Genomic DNA, 24,090 nt, shown 5'->3' with positions numbered 1-24,090 from the left:
GCTTCAATCTCCTCGTCACTACGTTCCTGCGGGGCTTTCAGCTGACACTGTTCCCGCAGGAGTCGCCGGCTTTCGCTACAATCAACGGGGTTGCCTAACAATCAGGTTCTTCTTCAATAAGACGCTTAAATACTTTCTTTTGATGTTCAGTCAATGGAGCGCTATCTAATAGGTCTCTTCTGCGTTCGAATGTGCGTCTTAGTGATTGTTCTTGGCGCCATTTTTCGATTTCGGCGTGGTTTCCTGATAGGAGCACGTCGGGAACTTTCATGCCTCTGAAATCAGCGGGTCTCGTGTATTGGGGATGCTCGAGGAGCCCTGTTGAGAATGAATCATGGACTGGTGAATCTGTATTTCCCAAGACATTTGGCAGTAGCCTGACGACGCTGTCGATGATTGCCATGGATGCGATCTCCCCACCTGTCAGAACGAAGTCCCCGAGTGATATTTCATCTGTGATAAGATGCTCGCGTATACGCTCGTCATAGCCTTCATAATGTCCGCAAAGGAAGACAAGATGTTCCTCCTTTACAAGCTCCTCAGCCTTTTGCTGGTCGAATCTTGCGCCTTGTGGACACATGAGGATGACGCGGGGCTTCTTTGACTCTTCGAGGGCGAGCGATTCGACTGCTGCAAAGAGCGGTTCCGGTTTCAAAACCATCCCTGCTCCGCCACCGTATGGATAGTCATCCACTTTATGGTGCTTATTGCCGGAAAATTCCCGGAAATCGGTCACGTTGAATGAAACCGCTTCGTTTTCCTGTGCTTTCTTCATGATAGAAGAGTGGAGAACCCCTTCGAACATTTCAGGAAACAGCGAGAGGACATCTATCTTCATCATGAAAGAAGCCCTTCCATCGGCTCGATGATAATTTGTTTCTTCTCGATATCGATTTCTTTAACAACATCATCGATATAAGGGATATAATGCGGTTTTCCGGATTTCGGCGTCACAGTCCAAACATCATTGGCCCCTGTTTCGATTATTTCCGTCACTTCTCCTATTTCCTCGCCCGTATTTGTATTGACGGTGCAACCGATGATTTCATGATAGTAGAATTCGCCTTCATCTAAATCGCCGAGCTGCTTTTCAGAAACTTTCAATATGCCGTCCCTGTACTTTTCGACATCATTGATATTGATATGCCCTTCAAAGGTAAGAAGGTCGAAGTTCTTATGGCGACGATGACTTGCTACAATCAACTTAATCGGCTTTTTTTCATTTGGCATGAATAGAGAGAGTTCATTTCCGACTGCATATCTTTCATCGGGGAAATCCGTGCGTGAGATAACACGCACTTCACCGTGTATTCCATGTGTGTTGACAATTTTTCCAACGTTGAACCATTGCATACAATACACCTTCCTTTTCATTCGGGACATGAATTTACTTCTTTAAGTAGACAAAAAAGGAAGGAACCTGAGCTCCCTCCTTTTTTGTGTTGGTCTCCTAGGCAAGCATTGAGCTCATTTGAGAAACCTGTTGTTCATGACGAATGTCAATCAACAATATCAAGGTAAACTTTCTTACCGTGGTGACTTCCTGCTGCTGAATAAACAATAGTTCGTATCGCTTTTGCGACACGCCCCTGCTTTCCGATCACTTTCCCCATGTCCTCGGGATTTACGGAAAGTTTATAAGTGACACGATGATGTTGCTCATCTTTGTCGACCTGAACGTCTCCGGGATGATCGACCAAAGGTTTGACAATCGTTTCAATCAGCTGCTTCATGTCCACCCCTCCTGATTACCTGATTATTTACCGTATTTAGCGTTGTGGAATTTCTCCATGATGCCTTGTTCTGAGAACAGGTTACGTACTGTATCAGAAGGTTTAGCACCGTTTTGAAGCCATTTAAGAGCCAATTCTTCGTCGATTTTTACTTCAGCAGGTTTTGTAAGTGGGTTGTACGTACCTACTGTTTCGATTTGACGACCGTCACGTGGTGAACGTGAATCTGCTACAACAATACGATAGAAAGGAGTTTTCTTTGCTCCCATACGTTTAAGACGAATTTTTACTGACATTTTTTCTTGCACCTCCGAATAGTTTCACACAAGATAGTATATTATCAAGGTTTTTCATGTTTGTAAAGTGTTTTTTCTTAACACCTTAAAATTCCGCTAGAATTCCCCGTTTTCATCTGAATAAAGAGTCGAAACCGGGCATTTTCATTTTCTTTTTACCCTTTTGCTGCATGTTGGTCATTTGCTTGACCATCTTCTTCATATCTTCGAATTGCTTCAATAGACGGTTCACTTCTTGGATGGAAGTCCCCGATCCTTTCGCAATCCGCTTACGTCTGTTCGCATTGATGATTTCAGGTGTTGTGCGTTCTGCAATTGTCATCGAGCGGATGACCGCTTCGACACGCCCCATCTGGCTTTCATCGACTTGGGCGTTTTCAAGCCCTTTGATTTTATTCATTCCAGGCATCATCTTCAAAATTTCATCCAAAGGACCCATCTTCTTCACTTGCTGAAGCTGATCCAAAAAGTCGTCGAGCGTGAATGTTTGCGTGCGGAACTTCTGTTCAAGCTCCTTCGCTTTCTCCTCGTCGACATTTTCCTGCGCCTTTTCGATTAAAGACATGACGTCGCCCATCCCTAAAATCCGGGAGGCCATACGTTCTGGATGGAAAGGTTCCAAAGCGTCCATCTTTTCACCCATACCGACAAATTTAATCGGTTTCTGGGTAACGGAGCGGATGGATAATGCAGCACCGCCACGAGTGTCTCCGTCTAGTTTAGTCAAGACGACTCCCGTGATGCCGATTGCTTCGTCAAATGATTTTGCTACATTGACGGCATCCTGCCCCGTCATCGCATCGACGACGAGGAATACTTCGTCGGGTTTGCTCAGTTCACGGATATCCTTCAATTCCTGCATCAGGTTTTCATCGACATGCAAACGTCCGGCCGTATCGATGATGACCACGTCATGGTGTTCTTTTTCAGCTTCCGCAAGTGCTTGCCGCGCAATTTCAACCGGGGAGACATCGGTACCCAATGAAAAGACGGGCATCGTTAATTGTTTCCCAAGCGTCTCCAATTGCTGGATTGCAGCTGGACGATAAACATCCGCCGCAACAAGAAGCGGCTTTTTATTATGGCGTTTGCGAAGCACTGTCGCAAGCTTACCCGACGTCGTCGTTTTCCCGGCCCCTTGCAAGCCGACCATCATAATGACTGTCGGTGCTTTTCTTGCAAATTGGATCGGATTCTGCTCCCCGCCCATCAATTCCGTCAGTTCATCTTTGACGATTTTTACGACTTGCTGGCCGGGTGTCAGACTCTTCATGACGTCTTGGCCAACAGCCCGCTCACTGACTGTCTTGACGAACTCCTTTACGACTTTCAAGTTGACGTCGGCTTCGATAAGTGCAAATCTCACGTCTCGCATCATTTCCTTGACGTCTGCCTCACTGATCTTGCCTTTGCCCTTTATTTTCTGAAGCGTCCCTTGCAGGCGCTGGGCTAAACCTTCAAATGCCATGCATAGACCCGTTGCCAAAACCTTATAAAATCCAATAAAGTCATGTTTATTTCTTGCTTCATCCTGTCCGATTTTGCCGAAGCTACTTTCGTTTGGTCTAACAGTCCACAAGCGTAAATTCGGGTACAACGAACCCTACACATTAACAGTACCCTTAAAGGGACTAAGCTGTTAATTTTCCATAGCTCGCTAAATTCAATGATGCATTTACATCCCTATCTAAAATCAATCCACATTCACATGAATAAACACGGTCAGAAAGTTTTATGTCTTTCTTTATTGTTCCACATGATGAACACGTTTTAGATGAAGGGTAAAAACGATCAGCTTGCATGAATCCAATCCCATATTTTTCGCACTTGTATTTCATTTGACGAGTGAATTCATGGAACTTTTGATTAGCTATAGCTCTTGAAAGATGACGATTCTTCATCATACCCTGAACATTCAAATCTTCCATGACAACTTTGCTTGGCTTGGTTTTCACGATAGCGTTCGTCGTTTGGTGAATATGATTGTTTCGGATATTTGTTAATCGTCTGTGTAGGAGTTGTATTTGCTTTTCGGATTTTATAATGTTGCTTGTTTTGACGAAACGGCTTCCCTCCCTATTCATTTCGTATTTGCGGGATACGCTTCGTTGCAACCTACGCAAGCGTTTCTCGGTCTTTCTTATCTCTTCCATTCTGTTGATGTTTTTGAATACTTGGCCATTGGAACAAACCGCTAATTCTTTAATACCTAAGTCAATCCCTACAACTTCATCTGTTAATTGAGGTTGTTCAATTCTTTCTTCAATCCCTACGGAAATATACCAATATTTATTGTCAAAACTAATTCTCGGATTGGTGTACTTAACGCCCATAGGAAGCTGTTCACTTACTTTTACCCAACCTACTTTTTCAAACAAAACAAGTTCGTTTTTTATTTTCAATTTGTCAGTATCGTTGTAAAAAGATGCTTTTGACTTTCTTTTACTTTTGAATTTCGGGAACTTTGCTTGCCCTTTAAAAAACCGCCGGAAAGCGAGACAAGCATCCTTAATAGCTTGTTTAGTAATATTGTTTGATACATCATTCAGCCATTTCAATTCTTCGGTTTTCTTTAGTTGAGTTAGCTCTTTCCGTAAATCACGGTCGGAAATAAACTTCACACCTTGTTTGTAGTTTTCTTGTTGTCTGTTTAAAACCCAATTATACGCCCATCTTGCAGTCCCCGCAGACTTCCATAGCTGTTGTTCTTGATCCTTAGTCGGCCGGAGTCTAACTTTCCTCGATAGAATCATTCTCTAACAACTCCTTAATCAACTTCTTAGCTTTATCAATTTAATTTAGTCATACTTTACCTTTAATACCAAGAAGTGATAGAGTTTTTCATGAGAGAAATATCTATTATCGTTTTGTAACGTGAGATGGATCGAAAACTCCATAGTCTCGTAACGCCCAGTGTTAAATCCCCTATTCATGATCTTTCAGTGCATTCATCAGCATCCGCATTTCTTCAGATGCTTCATCATTTCCGAGCACAAGCTGTTCAAGCTTATCAATAATCTCCATCCGTTTCCGGAATTTGGAGAAAAGATTCAGTTTTTCTTCATAATCTTCCAGCATAGCTTCCGTTCTTCGGACATTGTCATAGACAGCCTGTCTCGACACTCCATATTCTTCGGCTATTTCGCCGAGAGAGAGGTCATCGAGATAATAAAGTTGCATGTACACCCGTTGTTTTTCGGTCAACAGCGTCTGATAGAAATCATAGAGGAAGTTGACGCGTGTCGTTTTTTCAAGCATAGCGCTTCGCCCCCTCTGTCAATCTTAGTATGCAAGGAATGAACTGTCAAGTAAATTTACTTGATGAGGCAGCTGAGGAGTTTATTCCTCAGCTTCTTTCTCCAATCCTTCCGCGAAAAGTCCGTAGACGTATTTTTCAGGATCGAATGGTTGGAGGTCGTCCATCCCTTCGCCCAAACCGACAAATTTGACCGGGATGTTGAGCTTATTGCGGATCGCTAGAACAATTCCTCCTTTTGCGGTCCCATCTAGCTTCGTAAGTACGATTCCAGTTACATTCGTCGCTTCTTTGAATGTCTGCGCCTGGATCAATGCATTTTGACCGGTCGTCGCATCAAGTGCGAGAAGAACTTCATGTGGCGCTCCCTCGATTTCCTTGCCGATTACACGATGCACTTTTTCAAGTTCATTCATCAAGTTCACTTTGTTTTGCAATCTGCCCGCGGTATCGCAAATCAATACGTCGACTTTACGGCTTTTTGCAGCACGAATGGCGTCATACATGACAGCAGCCGGATCGGATCCTTCCGATTGCCTGATCACTTCGACACCAACGCGTTCGCCCCAAACGACTAATTGATCGATTGCTCCCGCCCGGAACGTGTCCCCTGCCGCGAGCATGACGGTCTTCCCTTCCTCTTTAAGACGCGCCGCAAGCTTTCCGATTGTCGTCGTTTTTCCTACTCCATTGACTCCAACCATCAAAATCACAGTCAAGTCATCCTGCATATTCAATTCGGTGTCTAATTCTTCGCCATCTTTATAGATTTCCACCAGTTTCTCGGAGATGACCGATTGGATGCCTTCGGTGTTTTTGATGTTTTTCCTTTGGACTTCCCATCGTAATTGATCGACTAGTTCCATCACTGTTTCGACGCCGACATCCGCTTGCAATAACAGTTCCTCGAGCTCTTCGAAAAACTCCTCGTCGACTTCACGGAAACGTGCTACGAGGTCATTCACTTTTGAAGTGAATGAATTTCGGGTCTTCGAAAGACCATCCTTGAATTTTTCGGTTACCGATTCATTTGTACCCGTAATTTTCTCTTTCAGTTTTTTAAAAAAAGCCAATCAGACTCTCTCCTTTTTCTATTACTGTCCATCTTTACCCTAACACTTCGGCGGGAACTTCGGAAAGCTTCACGGAAATCAACTTCGAGACTCCCGATTCCTGCATGGTAATTCCATACAGGACATCCGCCCCTTCCATCGTCCCTTTCCGGTGGGTGATGACAATGAATTGGGTGTTGTTCGAGAACTTCTTCAAATACTTACTGTACCGGATGACATTCGCTTCGTCGAGCGCAGCTTCAACCTCATCCAAAATGCAGAATGGGACAGGACGCACTTCAATGATCGAAAACAGCAAGGTAATCGCTGTGAGCGCCCTTTCCCCGCCGGATAACAGACTCAGGTTCTGCAGCTTTTTGCCAGGTGGCCTCGCGACGATTTCAACTCCTGTTTCCAGTAGGTTAGTAGGATCGGTGAGAATCAAATCTGCATCTCCGCCACCGAACATTTCTTTGAAGACGACATGGAACCGATTTCTTACCGCATTGAAAGTCGTACCGAATCGCATTTCCATTTCCCGGTCCATTTCAGACATCGCTTCGTTGAGTGTGCTTTTCGCTTCAAGCAGATCGTTCCGCTGTTCGGTCAAAAATGCATGACGCTCGGACACTTCTTTGAATTCCTGGATTGCGCTCGGATTGACGGAACCGAGCGACTCGATTTCATTTTTCAGTTGGTCGACCCGATTCCTTGTTGTGTCCACATCAAAGTCATCTTCCGCTTCAAAATCAGGATAGAGGCCATATTCATCCAATAAGCGATTTGTGATAGCTTCATATTTCACTTCAAGACGTGAAACTGCAACATTTATTTCATTCAATGAAGAGACGGCTTTCCCTTCATCTGAACGAAGACCCTTCAATAGATCTTCCTGTTTTTCCAGCGCTGTTGCAATTTGATTCCTATTGCCCCGTTCAAAAGATAAGGACTGTTCTATCGTGGACTTTTCATTCGCAGATCGATCTATATGGGTCGCGATTTCTTCCGGTGTTAGGTCGATACCCATTTCATGCTCAGCATAAAGATCCCGATCGACTTCCAAAGTAGCTATTTTCTGCGCCAGCTGGTGAAGCGATTGCTCCATTTCCGTAATCAAGGACTGTTGATGTCCTTTTTGTTCACGAAGGCTGGCTGCCTGCTCTCGAAGTTCACTATTTTGAGCCATCAATGCCGCTTCCTCGTTCCGTCGATTCGCTGCCAATCGTTCAAGCGTTTCAACTTCTTTTTGAGTGGAGTCGAGCGATGATTTAATTAACTCGTGTCGTTCAAGTAAATCCTTTTTCTTGTTTTGCAGTTCTGCGCCAACGTTTTCCGCGCCGGCGATCCCTCTTTCTGCTAATGAGATTTCCGATTCAATCGCCCTAATTTCCATGTCGAGTTCCCGTAAGACAGAGTCCGCAGAAACCATTTCCTGCCTTAAGGAATCCATCAATTGCCGATATTTTTCTGTATCATGCATATGTTGGGCAACTGACATTTTCGAATCGCCAATTTTGCTTGTTGCCGTTTTGATCGAAGCAGTCATTTTTGAGAGTTGAGCATTCAGCGTCTCCAATTCCGCTTTTCTTGAAAACACGGTCGACTGCCCTTTCGCTCCCCCCCCGGTAAGAGAACCGCCTGCATTCACGATATCACCGTCGAGTGTGACGATCTTGAATTTATATCCTAGCAATTTGGCAATGGCGGAAGCTCCAGCCAATGTTTTCGCGACGATAGTCATTCCAAGAAGATTTTCGATGATGGTTGAATAGGCGGAATCTGTCTTTACAAGCTGATCGGCAGTTCCGATGAATTCTGGATGTTGTTCAACTGTACGCAGTGGCCCGATTGGAAGTTTCCTAGACCTTATGACGTCTCGCGGCAAAAAAGTCGCACGGCCCGCATTCTTCTGCTTCAAATAACCGATTGCATTCCGTGCCTCCGCCTCTGTCGATGTGACCATATGCTGCATCGCGCCGCCCAAAGCCGTTTCAATCGCCTTTATATGTGGGTCTTCTACGGTGATGAGTTCTGCTACAGCCCCATCCACACCACGCAATTTCCCTTCTTTCGCCGCAATGAGGACAGCTCTGACACCGGAATAAAACCCGGAAAACTCCGCCTCCAAACTTTGAAGTGCACGCAGCCTCCCTTGCATCTCCGACTGTTTGTTCATCGCATTATTCATGAATTGCTGCTGGATAGACAGTTCCTCTTCAGCTTCACGGTAAAGCTTTTCAGATCGCTGAAAAGCCGCATCCGCTTTATCCTTTTTTTCCTGCAAGGAAGCCAGCTCAGTAGTTTGGATCGACCTTTTTTCTTGCAAACCTTTAAGCTTGCTTTTCAAAACGGAAGTTTGTTCCGAAATACGGACTGTGGAAGTTTTTTCCCCTTGCATCCGTTCCTCAATATGTTTCAAATCATTTCGGATCGTCGCTTCTTCGTTCAGCATTTCGATATAGGATGACTTCAATTCATCAATTTCCTCTTCGGTCTCTTTAACCGACCTTTTCAGGATTTGAGCAATTTCATTCATTTCAGAATTGATTTTTTCCAAAGAAGATCGTGTGATGGCCAATTTCTCTTTCATAGCTGCCAGTTTGACGACTAGCTCTTCTTTATCCTTTTGAGCATCCGCCAATTCTTGCTGAATCCTATTGAGTTGCTGCTCTGTATTCTTTTGTTTTTCAAGCGACAAGAGACGGCGGCCTTCCCATTTCTCCGCTTCAGCGCTAATTTCCACCAATTGCTTTTGGAGCGTTTCAATCGTTTGGTCAGTATGCGCCAAACGCATCTTATACGCATTGGATTGCTGTTCAGCTTGGCCAATCTCCGACACCAATTGTTCACGTTGCAATCGTTTTTCCTCGATCAGTCCAGTTTTCGCGATAATCTCATCACGCAGTTTCGAACCATCGTAATTCAGAAGTCGGACATCGGCTTCCCTTATTTCCGAAGACAGCAGCTGATGTCTTTTAGCGGTCTCTGCGTTCTTTTCAAGCGGGCCGATCCTCGTGTCCAATTCTTTAAGAATATCGAGGACGCGATCTAAGTTGTCCTCCGTTTCGAAAAGCTTATGCTCCGCTTTCCGTTTGCGTGTTTTATATTTCAACACACCTGCAGCTTCATCAAAAATACTTCTTCTATCTTCCGGCCTGCTGTTCAGGATTTCGTCGACACGCCCTTGGGAAATGATTGAAAAAGCTTCTTTCCCTAACCCCGAATCCATGAAAACGTCATTAATATCCTTCAACCGGCATTGTTGGCCGTTCAATAAATAATTGCTCTCCCCCGAACGGAAAACCCGGCGGCTAACGCTAATTTCCGTATAATCAAGCGGGAACAGCCCATTCGTGTTATCTAGAATCAACGTCACTTCCGCGTAATTCAACGGCTTTCGGGAATCACTGCCTGCAAAAATGACATCTTCCATCTTCGCACCACGGAGGGATTTGGCCGATTGTTCACCGAGCACCCAACGGATCGCATCGGTAATATTGCTTTTTCCACTGCCATTCGGACCTACAATGGCTGTCACGCCCGGAACGAAATCAATGCCGATCCGTTCGGCAAATGATTTGAACCCGATAATTTCAACTCTTTTCAGAAACACAATCAGTTCTCTCCTTCGGCCTCATTTCCTCTTAATACTTGGATGGCTTGACGGGCCGCTTCCTGCTCGGCTTCTTTTTTCGATCTACCAATTCCGGTACCGAGTTCACGATTTTCCAATCTAACGACGGTGACAAACTTTTTCGCATGCGCAGGACCTTTTTCTTCGACAATTTCATAGTTCAAACTGCCGCTGTTCGTCTGTTGAACGATTTCCTGCAAGCGGCTTTTATAATCCATCACATGCGAAAAAGCACCGTCCCCGATTTTCGGGAATACAACCTTTTCAAGAAATTGGGTAACCGGTTCCATTCCTTGGTCCAAAAACAATGCGCCGATATACGCTTCAAATACATCCGCAAGCAATGCAGGCCGTAATCTGCCACCAGTCTGCTCTTCCCCTTTGCCGAGCAAAATGAATTCACCGAAATGAAGTTCATTCGAGAACTTGACGAGAGAAGGTTCACATACGATGGCCGCCCGCAATTTTGTCAACTCCCCTTCGCTCATGTTTGGTTCAGTCGCATAAAGGAAGCGTGAAACGCCGAGTTCCAATACGGCATCTCCTAGAAATTCGAGCCTTTCGTTATCCGTGAAGTTTTTACGACGGTGTTCATTGACATAAGACGAATGCGTAAATGCATTATAAAGAAGTGATTCATCTTTGAAATGGATGTTGAGATGCCGTTGCAAGTCTTCAAATTTTTTCCGTACTTCGCTTGGAAGTGGAACTGTTGGATATTTACTTTTTACGTTCCGTTTATTAGTCATCAAGATTCTGCCTTTCAGTTCGTAGTCCATTTAATTTTACATTGTTCCTGCCGTACATGCAAAACCGAAAAGAGATACTTTCAATCCTTTCGTTTCGTAAGAAAGGATGAAAGCATCTCATTGGAAGTGCGGCATGTAGAATGCGCACATTTTTTCGGATACCTACTAAAATCAGTTCACTTTTTCTTCGATATATTTTACTGCATCTCCAACAGTTCCGATCTTTTCGGCATCGTCATCGGAAATTTCCATATCGAATTCATCTTCCAATTCCATAACTAGCTCAACGACATCCAAAGAGTCTGCGCCGAGATCATCTTTGAAAGAAGCTTCAGGTTTCACTTCGCTTTCATCGACGCCAAGACGGTCGACAACCACTTTCGTTACACGTTCAAGTACTGACAACATAGTCACCTCCTCTCAAAGAAAAGCGTAGGGTGGCGGTTAGTTGCGACAGGCATAAGATAGGCATGCGAAGCGGCGCTCTTTGCCGCACAGCATGACTGGCTTATGACCCGAGCAGCTGCCACCCGAAGCTGGACACTAGTGTTGCAGAAAAAATTACATTACCATGCCACCATCAACATGAATTGTTTGTCCTGTTATATAATTTGCATCGTTTGACAATAGGAATGCAACTGCACCTGCTACGTCTTCTGCTGATCCTAATTTGCCTAAAGGAATGGAACCCAACATTTGCTCTTTCACATCTTCGGGAAGGGCATCGGTCATGTCGGTTGTGATGAAGCCTGGAGCGACTGCGTTCACGGTAATATTCCTTGAAGCAAGTTCTCTTGCGGTTGTCTTCGTCAAGCCGATCACTCCGGCTTTTGCAGCGACATAATTCGCTTGCCCCGGATTACCGATGACGCCGACGATCGATGCAAGGTTGACAATCTTCCCAGCACGCTGTTTCATCATTTGTCGCGTGACAGCTTTCGTACAGAGGAAGACTCCTTTTAAATTGATGTTAATAACATCATCCCATTCGTCTTCCTTCATGCGCATCAATAGATTATCACGCGTTATCCCAGCGTTATTTACGAGCATATCAATTGAACCGAACGTTTTCAACGTCTCGTCGATCATCTGTTTCACTTGTTCGGCATCTGAAACATTCGCTTGAATGGCAAAAGCATCGCCGCCGGATTGCTTGATCAATTCAACGACTTCTTCCGCCTTTTCTTTGCTGCCGCTATAGTTGACTGCTACGCGGGCGCCTTCTTTACCTAGCAGTATCGCAATCTCGCGACCGATTCCTCTTGAAGCACCTGTGACAATCGCCGTTTTCCCATCAAATCTACCCATATTATTCCCACCCTTTCGCTGCATCGATGACCGTTTGTAACGTCTCTTCGTCATAGACAGAAAGCACAGTAACAGATCTATCAATTTTCTTTACAAGACCACTGAGCACTTTTCCAGGGCCACATTCGATGAAATGTGTTACTCCCAGGTTGATCAACTCACGGACAGAATCTTCCCAACGGACCGGAGAATATAATTGTTCGACAAGTAGCTGCTTGATATCCTCACGGTCGGAAACTGTTTCCGCATTTACATTCGCTACAACAGGTATCGAGGCGTCTTTCATTTCCACTTCATCCAATGCTTTTCTCAGACGTTCCGCTGCAGGCTTCATGAGGGATGAATGGAATGGCCCGCTCACATCGAGGGGAATCGCTCTTTTCGCCCCTGCTTCCTTAAGCTCCACGCAAGCTCTTTCGACGCCTGCTTTCGTGCCTGATATGACAATTTGTCCCGGACAGTTTAAATTGGCTGGTTGAACAGGATCTCCATTTGCTGTAATAGATTCTGTCACCTCTTGAAGCTTTTCGCCATCCAGACCAAGAATAGCCGCCATCGCTCCTTCTCCTGCAGGAACTGCATCATTCATGAATAAGCCGCGCTTATGGACGACTGACACCCCGTCCTCGAAAGAAAGGACACCCGAAGCAACAAGTGCCGTATACTCACCAAGACTATGTCCGGCAGTGTAATCAGGTGTGATGCCTTCTTCGACGAGTCTTGAAGCGATCATGGCGCCGACTGTCAAAAGTGCGGGCTGTGCATTGTATGTCAATGTCAGCTCCTCTTGAGGACCTTCCGTAATTAAACGACTTAAATCGTACTGCAAAACTTCATCCGCCCGTTCAAGAAATCCCCCGCCTCCATTAAATAATTCCACACCCATCCCAACGGTTTGCGAGCCTTGTCCCGGGAATATAAACGCCACTTTTGTCATTCCGCATCCACCTTTCGAACTGTCTTCCTGATCGTTCCGCACACATCGAATTCGACCATTGTCCTCGCTTGTCTAATCGCATTTAATATCGCATTGGCATTAGAGGAGCCGTGTGCCTTGATGACGGGAGAATTCAATCCAAACAATCCCGCCCCTCCATACTCTGTATAATCCATTTTCTTTTTCAAACCACGAAGGCCATCTTTCACCATTGCCGCCGATAGTTTTGACTTCAAAGAGGCCCCATATACTTCTTTCAACATCGAAAAGAATCCGGAAGCTGTCCCTTCAATCGTCTTTAAAACCATATTCCCTGTAAACCCGTCCGTTACAATGACATCTGCCGCTCCGCTTAAAATATCCCTCGATTCGACATTGCCGACAAAATGAATAGGTGCTTCCGATAAGAGATCGTAAGCCGCTTTCGTCAATTCATTCCCTTTTCCTTCTTCGGTACCGATATTCAAAAGTCCAACGCGTGGCTTTTGAATACCACGAACCTTTTCCGCATAAATACTGCCCATGATTGCATATTGCTGCAAATGAGCAGGCTTTGCGTCTGAATTTGCTCCGACATCCAAGAAGACGAAGCCTTGACCATCGATTGTCGGCAATGTTGGTGATAACGCCGGGCGATCGATGCCATCAATCCGTCCGACGATGAAAAGGCCTGCTGACATCAGCGCGCCTGTGTTGCCTGCAGAAACACACGCGTCTGCTGTACCATCTTTCACAGCTTGTGCCATCCTTACCATGGAGGCATCTTTCTTCCTTCTGATCGCACGAACGGGCTCATCATCGGCTTCAATCTGTTCCGTGCAGTGAAACATTTTCAAGCGGTCATGGCCTTTCAAATAGGGCTTCATCTTTTCTTCATTTCCATAAATATGTATATGTATATCTTCAAATTCCGATAGGCTCAGAAGTGCGCCTTCAATAATTTCACCTGGTGCATGATCTCCGCCCATTCCATCTAATGCAATGATCATTATATTTCCCTCCTACTGTGGTCCGTAGTCTGATACATCTGGAATTCACCAGTAAAAACCGTCTCGTTTTCGACAGTTGAGATGACTTCGACATATGTTCTTTTGTCATTTGAACGACTCTTATCCACAGTGGCACGAGCAATAACCCGATCGCCCGATTTGACAGGCTTCAGGAAATTTAATGTAGATGTTACCGTCAAGGCAAGATCATCATCGAGAACAGCAACGGCCAATGAATTCGCCTGTGCGAATAAATGGTGGCCACGAGCAATTCCATTCCTCTGGAAAACATGATCATCGCTTACGTCAAAAATGGAAACTGCCCTTTTATCCAACTCAATATCAATGATATCACCAATCACTTCATCTGACTGGAGCGATTTCACTTCTGCATCCATCGTTCGTGCAGCAACTGTTTTCAATCGTTCACGCAATTCCGGAATTCCACATTCCAGTCGGTCCAATCGAATCGTCTGGACGCTAACTTTAAATTGCTTGGACAATTCTTCATCTGTCAGAAAAGGATTTTGTTCGAGGCTCATTTCAAGCTGGCGCTGCCTCTCCCTTTTTGGCACTCTCAATCGTTTCACCCTTCCGGATTAGCACTTGGTACTAATACCAGTATATTATCATAGTTCATGATGGATTTCTACAAAAATTAGGCAATGCTTAAAATCCGCATCTTATGCAAATTCAATATTTCTTTGAAATAAAAAACCTATCAGCAAAAGATGCCGATAGACTAAAATGAAAAAGTCGTCCGAAGTAGAACTGTTGTATAAATCTCTTAACCTCCATGTTCTTCAATTATCCGCATGGCAATGCCCGTTAACTCATCATGTTCAGTAAATCGTTCGCTGAGCATATCCGTAAGAATGTGTTCTAGGAAGTATTTTACACACTTCATATCTTGAAATAGCAGTATTGTCCTTAGTGCTTCTTCGTATATCTCTAAAAACAATGGCTCTGGATTATCCTTTTGGATCTCTCCAAATGCTTCATAAAGCAAATCGATTTTATCAGCAACAGATAAAATGCGCCCCTCCAATGTCTCATCTTTACCTTCCTTAAATCGCTCCAAATAAATCGCTTGAAACTCAGATGGTAATTCCTTTTCTACAAACTTCCTTGTCATTTCTTCCTCCACTTCACTGAATAGTTGCTTCAACTCTTTCGAAGCATATTTTACAGGCGTCTTAATATCTCCTGTAAAAAGTTCCGCGTAATCATGGTTCAATGCCTTTTCATACAAGACTCTCCAATCCACTTTCTGACCAGATTCCTCTTCAACCGTTCCAAGAAATTGAGCAATTTTTGTCACCTTAAATGAATGACTGGCAACGGAATGCTCCTGATATTTGAACTTTCCTGGGCAACGAATAATTTGTTCCAAATCAGATAAGCTTTTAAAATATTGATGTACACCCATCCTAATCATCACCACTTCTATATTTTTTGGGACTATCGTAAAAACCTAATATGCTTTTAAAAATGGCCGTGTTCACGTTTACGTATTGTCTTTAAATACTTTCCCTTATTGCGACTAAAGTATGCAGATAAGGAATAATATCACACCACGAGGGCTGCATGCTTTTTGGTTCGGCAATATCAAAATTACAAAAAAACTGTCACAGAAAGTCAATCTTTCGACTTTCTGCGACAGCCTCGTTGCATTGCGAACAGGCTACATCCGTTTCTTTTGGAAAACGCTCGCCTGAAGTTGAATGCCTCCGCTAATGATAAAGGTGATAATGATAATCTTAATCCATTCGCTCATGTGAAAGTGCGCCGGATTGTTCCAAGTCTTCTCTTAGGAATTTATAGTCTGGAGAGGTCCAAAAATCGTCCGACAAAAGCATTTTCTCGGCATCTTGACGTGCCGTTTCCAACGCACGATAATCGTGTACAAGGTCAGCCATTTTGAATTCGGGCATTCCGCTTTGCTTTTTGCCGAAGAAGTCGCCTGCACCTCTCAGCTCAAGGTCTTTTTCCGCTAAGAGGAATCCGTCATTCGTCTCTGTCATCGACTGCATCCGTTCTTTCCCTTCCTCGTTTTTCGGATCGGCAAGAAGGACGCAATACGATTGGTCCGCCCCCCTGCCGACCCTGCCCCTTAACTGATGGAGCTGGGCAAGTCCAAAACGGGTGGCGTCATAGATGAGCATGAATGTTGCGTTCGGTACATTCACACCCACTTCGACGACGGTCGTCGAAACAAGGCAATCGATTTTCCCTTCACTGAAGTCCCTCATGATGGCATCTTTCTCATCAGGATGAAGTCTTCCATGCATAAGGCCGACTGTGTACCGCCCAACAAAATGATGGGTGAGCTGGGAATGGACGTCAACCGCATTTTGCACATCCAGCTTGTCCGATTCCTCGATTAGTGGACAAATGACATATGACTGTCTTCCAGCCTGCAGCTCCTTCTCCATTTTCCGTAGCACAGGCAATAGGGAATCTTCTTTTAACCAGTATGTTTCGACTTTCTTACGTCCTGCTGGCATTTCATCAAGGATGGAAACATCCATTTCTCCGAATGCAGTGATTGCCAAAGTCCTTGGAATCGGAGTGGCTGTCATGAAAAGGACGTCAGGATTCAGTCCTTTTTCCCGTAATACGCGGCGTTGTTCCACGCCGAACCGATGCTGTTCATCCGTAATGACGAGACCTAAATTTGCGAAACCGACATCCGGTTGAATTAATGCATGTGTTCCGATCAGCAGATCGATTTCTCCGCTCTGCAATTTCTCAATGATGATCCTTCTCGCTTTGCCTTTCGTGGACCCTGATAGGAAAGCGACTTTCACCCCGAACGGCTCAAGCCAAGAAGATAGGGAGTCGGCATGCTGCTCAGCAAGAATTTCTGTCGGCGCCATAAGCGCTCCTTGGAATCCTCCTGTAATCGCTGCAAACAGAGCGATTGCTGCTACGACCGTCTTACCGGAACCTACGTCACCTTGCAAGAGACGGTTCATTCTTGTCGGACTCTTCAATTCAGCACAAAGCTCGTTCACTACTTTTTTCTGCGCATTCGTTAATTCAAAAGGCAGTGAGGCAATGAACTCCTTTAATCGCTCAAGATCATAGTGAATCGGAATTCCTTTTTCCATTTCCTTGCGGATTTTCTTCATGCCGTTCATTTTCAGCTGGAATTTCAATAATTCCTCGTATATGAAACGCCTTCGTGCCTGTTTTACATCATTCGGCGATTTTGGAAAGTGAACCATTTCGAGTGCTTCTCCAACCGACGGCAACATATAGGCTTCCCGCAATGAAAGCGGGAGGACTTCTTCGATTTCATTGCTGCAAAGATCCAGGGCCTGCCTCATATATTTTCGGAACGTCTTCTGGTGCATAACGTTTTTCAAACTATAGACAGGTTCAAAATCAGCATGATCTGTTTTCGGCCCTTCACTGAAATTGCTCACATTGATCACTTGCCTGCCACGATCCCATTTACCTGTCACCGTCACGGTCATCCCGATTCCAAGTCGATCTTTCAAGTAATGCTGATTGAAGAAGACCGCTTTGACGAGATGATTACCGGCTAGTAGCCGGATTTGAAGTCGTGACTTATTTCTCCCTAAAAAAAGAACGGAAGGCTCACTTTCGACCCTTCCTTCAATAGTGACCCGTTCATTATGCGGCGTTTCAGCCAAATTTTTCAATCTGAAATCTTCATGGCGGTATGGAAAAGTATTAATCAACTCTTCAATTGTTTCAATGCCCAGTTTTTGAAGTTGTTCAGCAGATGCCTTCCCTACTCCTTTCAGGCTTGTGACCGGGTCAAGAATTGACAGTGTCACGTGCTGGCTTGTCCTTTCCAAAAATCTCAGCTTCCAGCGCCTTTCCAGTAGGTGTGGCAGCCAAGCCTCCTTTGGCGGTTTCCCTTAGTGCAGAAGGCATGGACTGTCCGATTCTATGCATCGCTTCAATCACTTCATCCGTTGGAATCCTGCTGACGACTCCTGCAAGTGCCATATCTGCACCGACAAGCGCTTTCGCGGCTCCCATCGCATTCCGCTTCACACACGGCACTTCTACAAGGCCTGCTACTGGATCGCAGACGAGACCGAGCATGTTTTTCATGACGATTGAAAAAGCTTCTGCGCTTTGCTGAGGCGTTCCTCCCGCCATTTCAACAATCGCGGCGGCAGCCATCGAAGCAGCTGATCCCGTCTCCGCCTGACATCCTCCTGCCGCTCCCGAAATGGAGGCGTTATTTGCTACGACAAATCCAAATGCACCTGACGTGAATAAGTAATTCACCATTTGTTCCCTCGTCGGGTTCAATTTATCTTTCACAGCGAAAAGCGTTCCGGGCACAATTCCGGCAGCTCCTGCTGTTGGAGTGGCGCAAATCATCCCCATTGCCGCATTCACTTCATTTGTCGCAACCGCTTTACTGACCGCATCTAATAAGAGATCGCCTGACAGCGATTTCCCAGACTTGATATAATTTTGAAGAAGAACGGCGTCTCCTCCCGTCAAGCCTGAGGTCGATTTTACACCTTGCAACCCTTGTTCGACTGCACTTTCCATGACAGTCAAGTTGTTCTCCATTTGTGCGACAATGTCTTCACGAGAACGTTTTGTAATAAGCATTTCCTGTTCAATCATAATTTCTGAAATTGGCTTTTTTTGCTCTTCTGCAAGAGCTACTAATTCCTTCACTGTACCGAATAGTACTTCCATATCTATTCCCCTCCTCAGTTCGCCAATGTCGAAACTTGCGTGACATTCGGCAATGCTTTCAATTCATTTAGAAGTGTTTCATCAAACATCTGATCGACTTCGATGACCATAAGTGCCATTTTCCCTTTTTCTTTCCTGCCGACTTCCATATGGGCAATATTCATCCCTTGTGAAGCGATGGCGTTAGAAACATTCGCAATGACACCCGCACGATCGTCATGTACAACGAGCAACGCTGGAAAATGTCCGGACAAGCGTAGTGGAAAACCATTCAACTCCGTGACTTCCATCGTTCCGCCACCGATTGAAATGCCGACGAGCTCCATTTCACCTTGTTTGTCGCCGATAACAATTTTTGCTGTATTCGGATGATCTGCTTCTTCCTCTTCAGGAATAAACTCGAACGTCATGCCTAGTGCTGCAGCATCTTCAAACGCTGTTTTTATTCTTTCATCAAATGTATCGTAATCCAATAATCCCCCGATAATCGCAACATCTGTCCCATGTCCTTTATAGGTTTCTGCAAAAGAACCATAGAGATGGATTCTCGCCCATTCCGGCTGACGCCCGAATAAATCGCGAGCGACCCTGCCGATACGGGCAGCTCCTGCGGTATGTGACGATGAAGGCCCGATCATGACGGGACCGATAATTTCAAAAACCGATCTGTATTTCATACAAAATACCCCCATTCTTAAAAAGAAAGCAAACGCTTACTCTCATTTTACAGTAATTTTCGTATAAAGACAAAATAGAAAAACGGCACCCCTATCATTGTAGGATGCCGTCGTTTTTTGTATTATTCCACGGAAAGGATATAAGGATATAAAGGTTGTTTCCCGTTATACAACTCCACTTCAGTATGATCGAATGTGGATTCCACGTAATCTGCAATCGCAGTTGCTTCTTCTTCCGTTACGTCTTCTCCATAGATGATTGTTACAATTTCATCATCTTCATCGATGAGCGATTCAAGCAATGTCTTCATCACATCATCCAAAGACGGGTTGGAAATTACGATTTTACTGCCTGCAAGTCCCATGAAATCATCTTTTTTAATGTCGATGCCATCGATGGATGTATCTCGGATTGAATACGTGACTTGTCCTGTCTTCACACCGGCAGCAGCTCTTGACATGACTTGTTCATTTTCCGCTACTCCAGCTTCGGGATTGAATGCAAGAATTGCTGCCAATCCTTCAGGAACGGATTTTGTTTCGACGACGGCCGCTTCAATGCCGATCACTTCCGCCGCCTGCTTTGCTGCCATGATGATGTTTTTATTATTTGGTAAAATGATGACACGCTCAGCGCCAACATCTTTGATTGCCTTGACGATGTCTTCGGTTGACGGATTCATTGTCTGTCCGCCTTCAATGACAGCAGATGCGCCGATGCTCTTCAGCAAGTCTGCAATTCCTGCCCCCATTGCAACCGTCACAATCGCATAAGGATGTGAAGCAGCCTCCGTTTTTTTCACAGAATGGCTTTCACCGACGATATCGATATGCTGTTGACGCATATTTTCAATTTTAATGTTGATGAGGGAACCATATTGCTGCGCGTAATTCAACGCGTCTCCCGGTTCTTCGGTATGGATATGTACTTTCGCAATTTCCTCATCTGAAATGACTAGCAAAGAATCCCCGAATTTGCTGAGGTCCTGACGGAAATCGCTTTCCTCGAAAGGATGCTTCTTTACTTTTTCATCTTCGAATTTCACCATGAATTCCGTACAATATCCGTATACGATATCCTCGGTATTCATGAATCCTTGAACTCCTCGATGGTGCTCAGCGTTAACTAGATCTTCCATCAGGTCCATATTCGTCCGTTCAGGAAGCCCTTCGCCTTTCAGACATGCCAAAAAGCCTTCATATACATAGACAAGGCCCTGTCCACCACTATCAACGACACCGACTTCTTTCAGCACAGGAAGAAGATCAGGGGTCCGTTTCAATGAAGCTTTCGACTCTTCAACGATTGCTTCCATCACTTCAATAATATCCGTAGTCGATTTCGCCACTTCTACACCTTTATTCGCTGCATCTTTGGCGACAGTTAGAATTGTTCCTTCAACAGGTTTCATGACCGCTTTGTATGCCGTCTGCACCCCATACTCCAACGCATTCGCGAACTTCACGCTATCAAGCTTCGCTTCCTCTTCCACCGCTTTGCCAAATCCGCGGAACAATTGGGATAGGATAACGCCGGAGTTCCCTCGTGCACCCATCAATAGCCCTTTGGACAAAGCTTGGGCGGTCTTGCCCAAATGCGCAGACACATTCGCTTCGGTCTCTTTGGCACCGGATGTCATGGATAAATTCATATTTGTCCCTGTGTCCCCATCAGGCACGGGAAACACGTTAAGTGAATCGACATAGTCTGCATTCTGATGAAGGTGATGCGCACCCATCCTCACCATGTCGGCAAATTTCACACCATCAATAAAATTCATTGAACTGTTTTCCTCCTTCTATCAGGTCGTCACCCGAACTCCTTGAACAAATATATTCACTGAATCCACTGTTAACGATAATGTCTTTTTCAATGTATAGATGACTTTGGATTGCACTTGGTATGCGACCTCAGAGATTTTTGTTCCATATCCGATAATGACATACATATCGATATGCGTCTCATCTCCAATATTCCTGACGATGACTCCTTTTGCATAGTTCTCTTTCCCAAGGATGTCCGTAAGTCCATCCCGGATCTGATGACGTGAAGCCATGCCGACAATTCCGTAGCATTCGATTGCCGCCTCTCCCACCACTTGGGCAATGACGTCATTCGTAATATCTATCGTACCGTAATCGTTCTTCATCTCGATTGACATGAAAGCTTCCCCTCCTGCATCCATAATAACTATCCCCATTGTACTATACACCATATCAATAGAAAAGCAGAAGAAAAGCGTAGAAACCGATGTAAAGGAATTTCACTTGAAAGCATCGTGAAAAAAGGTTGCATGCCTTTATTTCCTGTGATAAAGTATTATGGTATGCGAATTAGATAGTGAATCGCTTAATCATTATTAGCGAGGAGGTCATAAAAATGGCTAAAGAATGTGTTATTACTGGACGCAAAGCTCGTACGGGAAATGCCCGTTCACACGCAATGAACGCTAACAGACGTACTTGGGGGGCTAACCTTCAAAAAGTCCGTATTCTTGTTAACGGTAAACCAAAGCGTGTTTGGGTATCTGCAAGAGCACTTAAATCAGGTAAAGTGCAACGCGTTTAATCGAATTGCGGAAACGGCCGTTTTGGCCCGACAGGCATAAGACGGATTGGCGAAGTGGCGCTTTTTGCCACACAGCCAATATGGCTAGACCTGCGGGGCAGGTCGTTGAAGCTAGACAATAGATTTTATCGCGTTCCAACAATACGACAAAAAGAAATAAAACGCCAGGCCGATTAGTTCAGCCTGACGTTTTTTCTTTTTTCCGTTTTCTGTTTCGTTGGCTTGCAGTAGCTTGAGTTTTCGCCTTATCTTCTTTTTGGAAAACCACCATGCATTTTCGAACAAAGCTACTTAGAAACTTCGGCATCGTAAATGTATAAACTCGCAATTCCCTTCTCCTTTCAGGAATCTGAACTTCTTACCATTAAGCATATGCCTTGCCGGAATGAGATAGTACAAACTTCTGTAATTGGTTCATTGCTTGTGAATCTTGTCATGCCCAATTCCATCCTTTCGTTAACCGTCTCATACTTGAAGCCGGTCAACGTCAGACCTTCCACTATGCTGCCGAAGGGGAAAAATGATACATAAGGAAGCTGTGCATTTCTTTTAACACGATGGACGCCCGGGTAAAATAATGAAAGCTCATTAGTAGCATTGCGGATGAGAAATGCAACGTCTTTATGTTCACTTTGTATCCGGTACAATAAATGCAATGCCGATTCAAAATGATCTAATCTTCCACCCGTGACGCCGGTTAAAATGACTTCCTTCGGATGATAAGCGATAGCACGTGCCATCGCCAGTTCCGTATCCGTTTCGTCTTTTTCAGACTGGAAAGAGTCGACTCGTTCCACTGATTCTTTTATTCTACTGAACTCCGCTTCACTCACAGAATCAAAATCTCCAACCGCCTCAACAGGGACAATTCCTTTATCCAATAAATGAATTGCCCCACGATCCACACCGATAAAAATCGATTCATCTGACTCGTAAGCAGCTAAGTCAGGCAATTCTCCGACCGGCCCACCGGCACAAATGATGACCTTTTCCATCAATTCAACACGCTTTCCCCTGCCGCTTTAATCCGCTGCAATGCTTCCGTCCGGTTCTCCTCGTTGTAAATGGCCGATCCAGCGACTAATACCGTGGCGCCTGCCTCTACGCAAGGAATGATCGTCTCCTCATTGACACCTCCATCGATTTCAATTTCAATGGACAGTCCTTTTTCCTTAATCAGATCGGATAATTGCTTCACTTTCGGAAGTACCGTATGAATGAACTTCTGCCCTCCGAATCCAGGATTGACCGTCATGAATAAGACCATGTCGATATCTTCAAGGATGTGGAAGATATGCTCTACAGGCGTATGCGGATTTAACACGACGCCCGGCTTCACCCCGAATGAACGGATGAGTTGGATGGTGCGATGCAAATGCCTGCACGCTTCCACATGAACAGTAATATAATCCGCTCCCGCTTTTGCGAACTGTTCAATATATGCATCGGGGTTCTCAATCATGAGATGAACATCCAATGGAAGATTCGTTACAGGACGTAATGCCTCCACAACAATCGGTCCCATCGTAATATTCGGAACGAAATGGCCATCCATTACGTCGATATGGATCAGCTCCGCTCCCGCTTTTTCCACTTCTATCACTTCATCTGCCAACTTTGAAAAATCAGCTGCCAAAATGGAAGGTGCTATTTTAATCATTGTCAATACCTCGGCTTTCGGTCAGTAATCTCTTGAAGAAATTGTAAATAATTATTGTAACGGGACTGCAGTATGTCCCCCGTCTCGACTTTCTGTTTTACTGCACAACCTGGCTCCTTCAGATGCAAACAGCCTCTGAATTTACATTCATTTGCTACATTTTCCATTTCAACAAAATAATCCCGTAATTCCTCTTTCTCGATATGATCGAAATCGAGTGAGCTGAACCCAGGTGTATCAGCAACGAGGCCACCCGCCAATTCTAAAAGTTCTACATGACGAGTTGTATGCCGCCCCCTGCCAAGCGCTTCCGAAATCTCGCCGGTCTTCAAAGAAAGCTCGGGTATCAACGTATTCAGCAAAGTCGATTTTCCAACACCGGACTGACCCGCAAGAACTGTCGTCTTCTCTTCCAAATAAGGCTGCAACAACGGGAAAAGTTCCGAATCTCCTATAAAAGTTCCAATTACATCGTAGCCGATTCCTCGGTAGTAGTCTGTTGCGGATACGGCTTGTTGAAGATCTTTTTCCC

General features: G+C 44.8%; 26 protein-coding genes. 1 reads left to right on the top strand and 25 read right to left on the bottom strand.

Annotated elements, in window-relative coordinates; all coding sequences use genetic code 11:
* Positions 1-94: 94 nt before the first annotated feature.
* The 21 genes from trmD to AWV70_RS15375 all read right to left on the bottom strand — a co-directional run bounded on the left by trmD (position 95) and on the right by AWV70_RS15375 (position 21,491).
* Complete coding sequence (gene trmD, locus AWV70_RS15475; protein ID WP_060209189.1) at positions 95-838, bottom strand: tRNA (guanosine(37)-N1)-methyltransferase TrmD; 744 nt, start codon at positions 836-838, stop codon at positions 95-97.
* Positions 838-1,353, bottom strand: a complete 516-nt coding sequence (gene rimM, locus AWV70_RS15470) for a ribosome maturation factor RimM (protein WP_060209074.1) — start codon at positions 1,351-1,353, stop codon at positions 838-840. The genes trmD and rimM overlap by 1 nt, the downstream gene beginning before the upstream one ends.
* A 146-nt stretch (positions 1,354-1,499) precedes the next feature.
* Positions 1,500-1,733 (bottom strand): KH domain-containing protein, encoded by a 234-nt coding sequence (locus AWV70_RS15465; protein WP_060209072.1) that lies wholly within the window; start codon positions 1,731-1,733, stop codon positions 1,500-1,502.
* A gap of 23 nt (positions 1,734-1,756) precedes the next feature.
* Positions 1,757-2,029 carry a 30S ribosomal protein S16 gene (gene rpsP / locus AWV70_RS15460; protein ID WP_060209070.1) on the bottom strand — a complete coding sequence of 91 codons (273 nt, stop codon included), beginning with the start codon at positions 2,027-2,029 and terminating at the stop codon, positions 1,757-1,759.
* 112 nt (positions 2,030-2,141) lie between these two features.
* Entirely contained in the window at positions 2,142-3,497 is a 1,356-nt protein-coding gene (gene ffh / locus AWV70_RS15455) for a signal recognition particle protein (RefSeq protein ID WP_060209187.1), read from the bottom strand.
* 163 nt (positions 3,498-3,660) lie between these two features.
* Complete coding sequence (locus AWV70_RS15450) at positions 3,661-4,782, bottom strand: RNA-guided endonuclease InsQ/TnpB family protein (RefSeq protein ID WP_060209066.1); 1,122 nt, start codon at positions 4,780-4,782, stop codon at positions 3,661-3,663.
* 172 nt (positions 4,783-4,954) lie between these two features.
* Positions 4,955-5,287, bottom strand: a complete 333-nt coding sequence (locus tag AWV70_RS15445) for a putative DNA-binding protein (RefSeq protein ID WP_060209064.1) — start codon at positions 5,285-5,287, stop codon at positions 4,955-4,957.
* Between the two features lie 81 nt (positions 5,288-5,368).
* Positions 5,369-6,358: a signal recognition particle-docking protein FtsY gene (ftsY, locus tag AWV70_RS15440; RefSeq protein ID WP_060209061.1), complete on the bottom strand. Its 990-nt coding sequence runs from the start codon at positions 6,356-6,358 to the stop codon at positions 5,369-5,371.
* A 34-nt stretch (positions 6,359-6,392) separates the two neighbouring features.
* Positions 6,393-9,950: a chromosome segregation protein SMC gene (smc, locus tag AWV70_RS15435; protein ID WP_060209059.1), complete on the bottom strand. Its 3,558-nt coding sequence runs from the start codon at positions 9,948-9,950 to the stop codon at positions 6,393-6,395.
* 2 nt (positions 9,951-9,952) lie between these two features.
* On the bottom strand, positions 9,953-10,720 hold the full coding sequence (gene rnc / locus AWV70_RS15430) for a ribonuclease III (RefSeq protein ID WP_060209185.1): 768 nt from the start codon (positions 10,718-10,720) through the stop codon (positions 9,953-9,955).
* A 171-nt stretch (positions 10,721-10,891) separates the two neighbouring features.
* Positions 10,892-11,128: an acyl carrier protein gene (locus tag AWV70_RS15425; RefSeq protein ID WP_060209057.1), complete on the bottom strand. Its 237-nt coding sequence runs from the start codon at positions 11,126-11,128 to the stop codon at positions 10,892-10,894.
* A 153-nt stretch (positions 11,129-11,281) separates the two neighbouring features.
* On the bottom strand, positions 11,282-12,028 hold the full coding sequence (gene fabG, locus AWV70_RS15420; RefSeq protein ID WP_060209055.1) for a 3-oxoacyl-[acyl-carrier-protein] reductase: 747 nt from the start codon (positions 12,026-12,028) through the stop codon (positions 11,282-11,284).
* Between the two features lies 1 nt (position 12,029).
* Positions 12,030-12,965, bottom strand: a complete 936-nt coding sequence (fabD, locus tag AWV70_RS15415) for an ACP S-malonyltransferase (protein WP_060209052.1) — start codon at positions 12,963-12,965, stop codon at positions 12,030-12,032.
* Positions 12,962-13,954 carry a phosphate acyltransferase PlsX gene (gene plsX, locus AWV70_RS15410; protein WP_060209050.1) on the bottom strand — a complete coding sequence of 331 codons (993 nt, stop codon included), beginning with the start codon at positions 13,952-13,954 and terminating at the stop codon, positions 12,962-12,964. The genes fabD and plsX overlap by 4 nt, the downstream gene beginning before the upstream one ends.
* Positions 13,954-14,535: a transcription factor FapR gene (fapR, locus tag AWV70_RS15405; RefSeq protein WP_060209047.1), complete on the bottom strand. Its 582-nt coding sequence runs from the start codon at positions 14,533-14,535 to the stop codon at positions 13,954-13,956. Before fapR ends, plsX begins: the two co-directional genes overlap by 1 nt.
* 206 nt (positions 14,536-14,741) lie before the next feature.
* Positions 14,742-15,383, bottom strand: coding sequence for an HD domain-containing protein (locus AWV70_RS15400; RefSeq protein WP_060209045.1), 642 nt, complete (start codon positions 15,381-15,383; stop codon positions 14,742-14,744).
* Between the two features lie 331 nt (positions 15,384-15,714).
* On the bottom strand, positions 15,715-17,757 hold the full coding sequence (gene recG / locus AWV70_RS15395; RefSeq protein ID WP_060209183.1) for an ATP-dependent DNA helicase RecG: 2,043 nt from the start codon (positions 17,755-17,757) through the stop codon (positions 15,715-15,717).
* Positions 17,744-18,652 carry an L-serine ammonia-lyase, iron-sulfur-dependent, subunit alpha gene (gene sdaAA, locus AWV70_RS15390; protein ID WP_060209043.1) on the bottom strand — a complete coding sequence of 303 codons (909 nt, stop codon included), beginning with the start codon at positions 18,650-18,652 and terminating at the stop codon, positions 17,744-17,746. The genes recG and sdaAA overlap by 14 nt, the downstream gene beginning before the upstream one ends.
* A 14-nt stretch (positions 18,653-18,666) precedes the next feature.
* Positions 18,667-19,329, bottom strand: coding sequence for an L-serine ammonia-lyase, iron-sulfur-dependent subunit beta (gene sdaAB, locus AWV70_RS15385; protein ID WP_060209041.1), 663 nt, complete (start codon positions 19,327-19,329; stop codon positions 18,667-18,669).
* A gap of 122 nt (positions 19,330-19,451) precedes the next feature.
* A complete protein-coding gene (locus AWV70_RS15380) occupies positions 19,452-21,110 on the bottom strand; it encodes a DAK2 domain-containing protein (RefSeq protein ID WP_060209039.1) in 1,659 nt (552 codons plus the stop codon).
* Between the two features lie 21 nt (positions 21,111-21,131).
* Positions 21,132-21,491: an Asp23/Gls24 family envelope stress response protein gene (locus tag AWV70_RS15375; protein ID WP_060209181.1), complete on the bottom strand. Its 360-nt coding sequence runs from the start codon at positions 21,489-21,491 to the stop codon at positions 21,132-21,134.
* Positions 21,492-21,709: 218 nt separating this feature from the next.
* Between AWV70_RS15375 and rpmB the strand changes: the two genes are divergently transcribed.
* On the top strand, positions 21,710-21,898 hold the full coding sequence (rpmB, locus tag AWV70_RS15370) for a 50S ribosomal protein L28 (protein WP_060209036.1): 189 nt from the start codon (positions 21,710-21,712) through the stop codon (positions 21,896-21,898).
* A 178-nt stretch (positions 21,899-22,076) separates the two neighbouring features.
* Here the strand turns inward: rpmB and spoVM are convergent, their stop codons facing one another.
* From spoVM to rsgA, 4 genes are all read right to left on the bottom strand, one after another.
* On the bottom strand, positions 22,077-22,226 hold the full coding sequence (spoVM, locus tag AWV70_RS23500; protein ID WP_153010010.1) for a stage V sporulation protein SpoVM: 150 nt from the start codon (positions 22,224-22,226) through the stop codon (positions 22,077-22,079).
* 13 nt (positions 22,227-22,239) lie between these two features.
* Positions 22,240-22,893 (bottom strand): thiamine diphosphokinase, encoded by a 654-nt coding sequence (locus tag AWV70_RS15365; protein ID WP_060209179.1) that lies wholly within the window; start codon positions 22,891-22,893, stop codon positions 22,240-22,242.
* Positions 22,893-23,558 carry a ribulose-phosphate 3-epimerase gene (gene rpe, locus AWV70_RS15360; RefSeq protein ID WP_060209034.1) on the bottom strand — a complete coding sequence of 222 codons (666 nt, stop codon included), beginning with the start codon at positions 23,556-23,558 and terminating at the stop codon, positions 22,893-22,895. The genes AWV70_RS15365 and rpe overlap by 1 nt, the downstream gene beginning before the upstream one ends.
* Before the next feature lie 2 nt (positions 23,559-23,560).
* Positions 23,561-24,090: ribosome small subunit-dependent GTPase A (gene rsgA / locus AWV70_RS15355; RefSeq protein WP_153010009.1), on the bottom strand; the 530-nt coding region annotated here is incomplete at its 5' end.

The sequence above is a fragment of the Sporosarcina koreensis genome, from assembly GCF_001531445.1.
Classification (GTDB): domain Bacteria; phylum Bacillota; class Bacilli; order Bacillales_A; family Planococcaceae; genus Sporosarcina; species Sporosarcina koreensis_C.
Note: the sequence above shows the minus strand (reverse complement) of the source record. Positions and strands in the feature narration are given on the sequence as shown.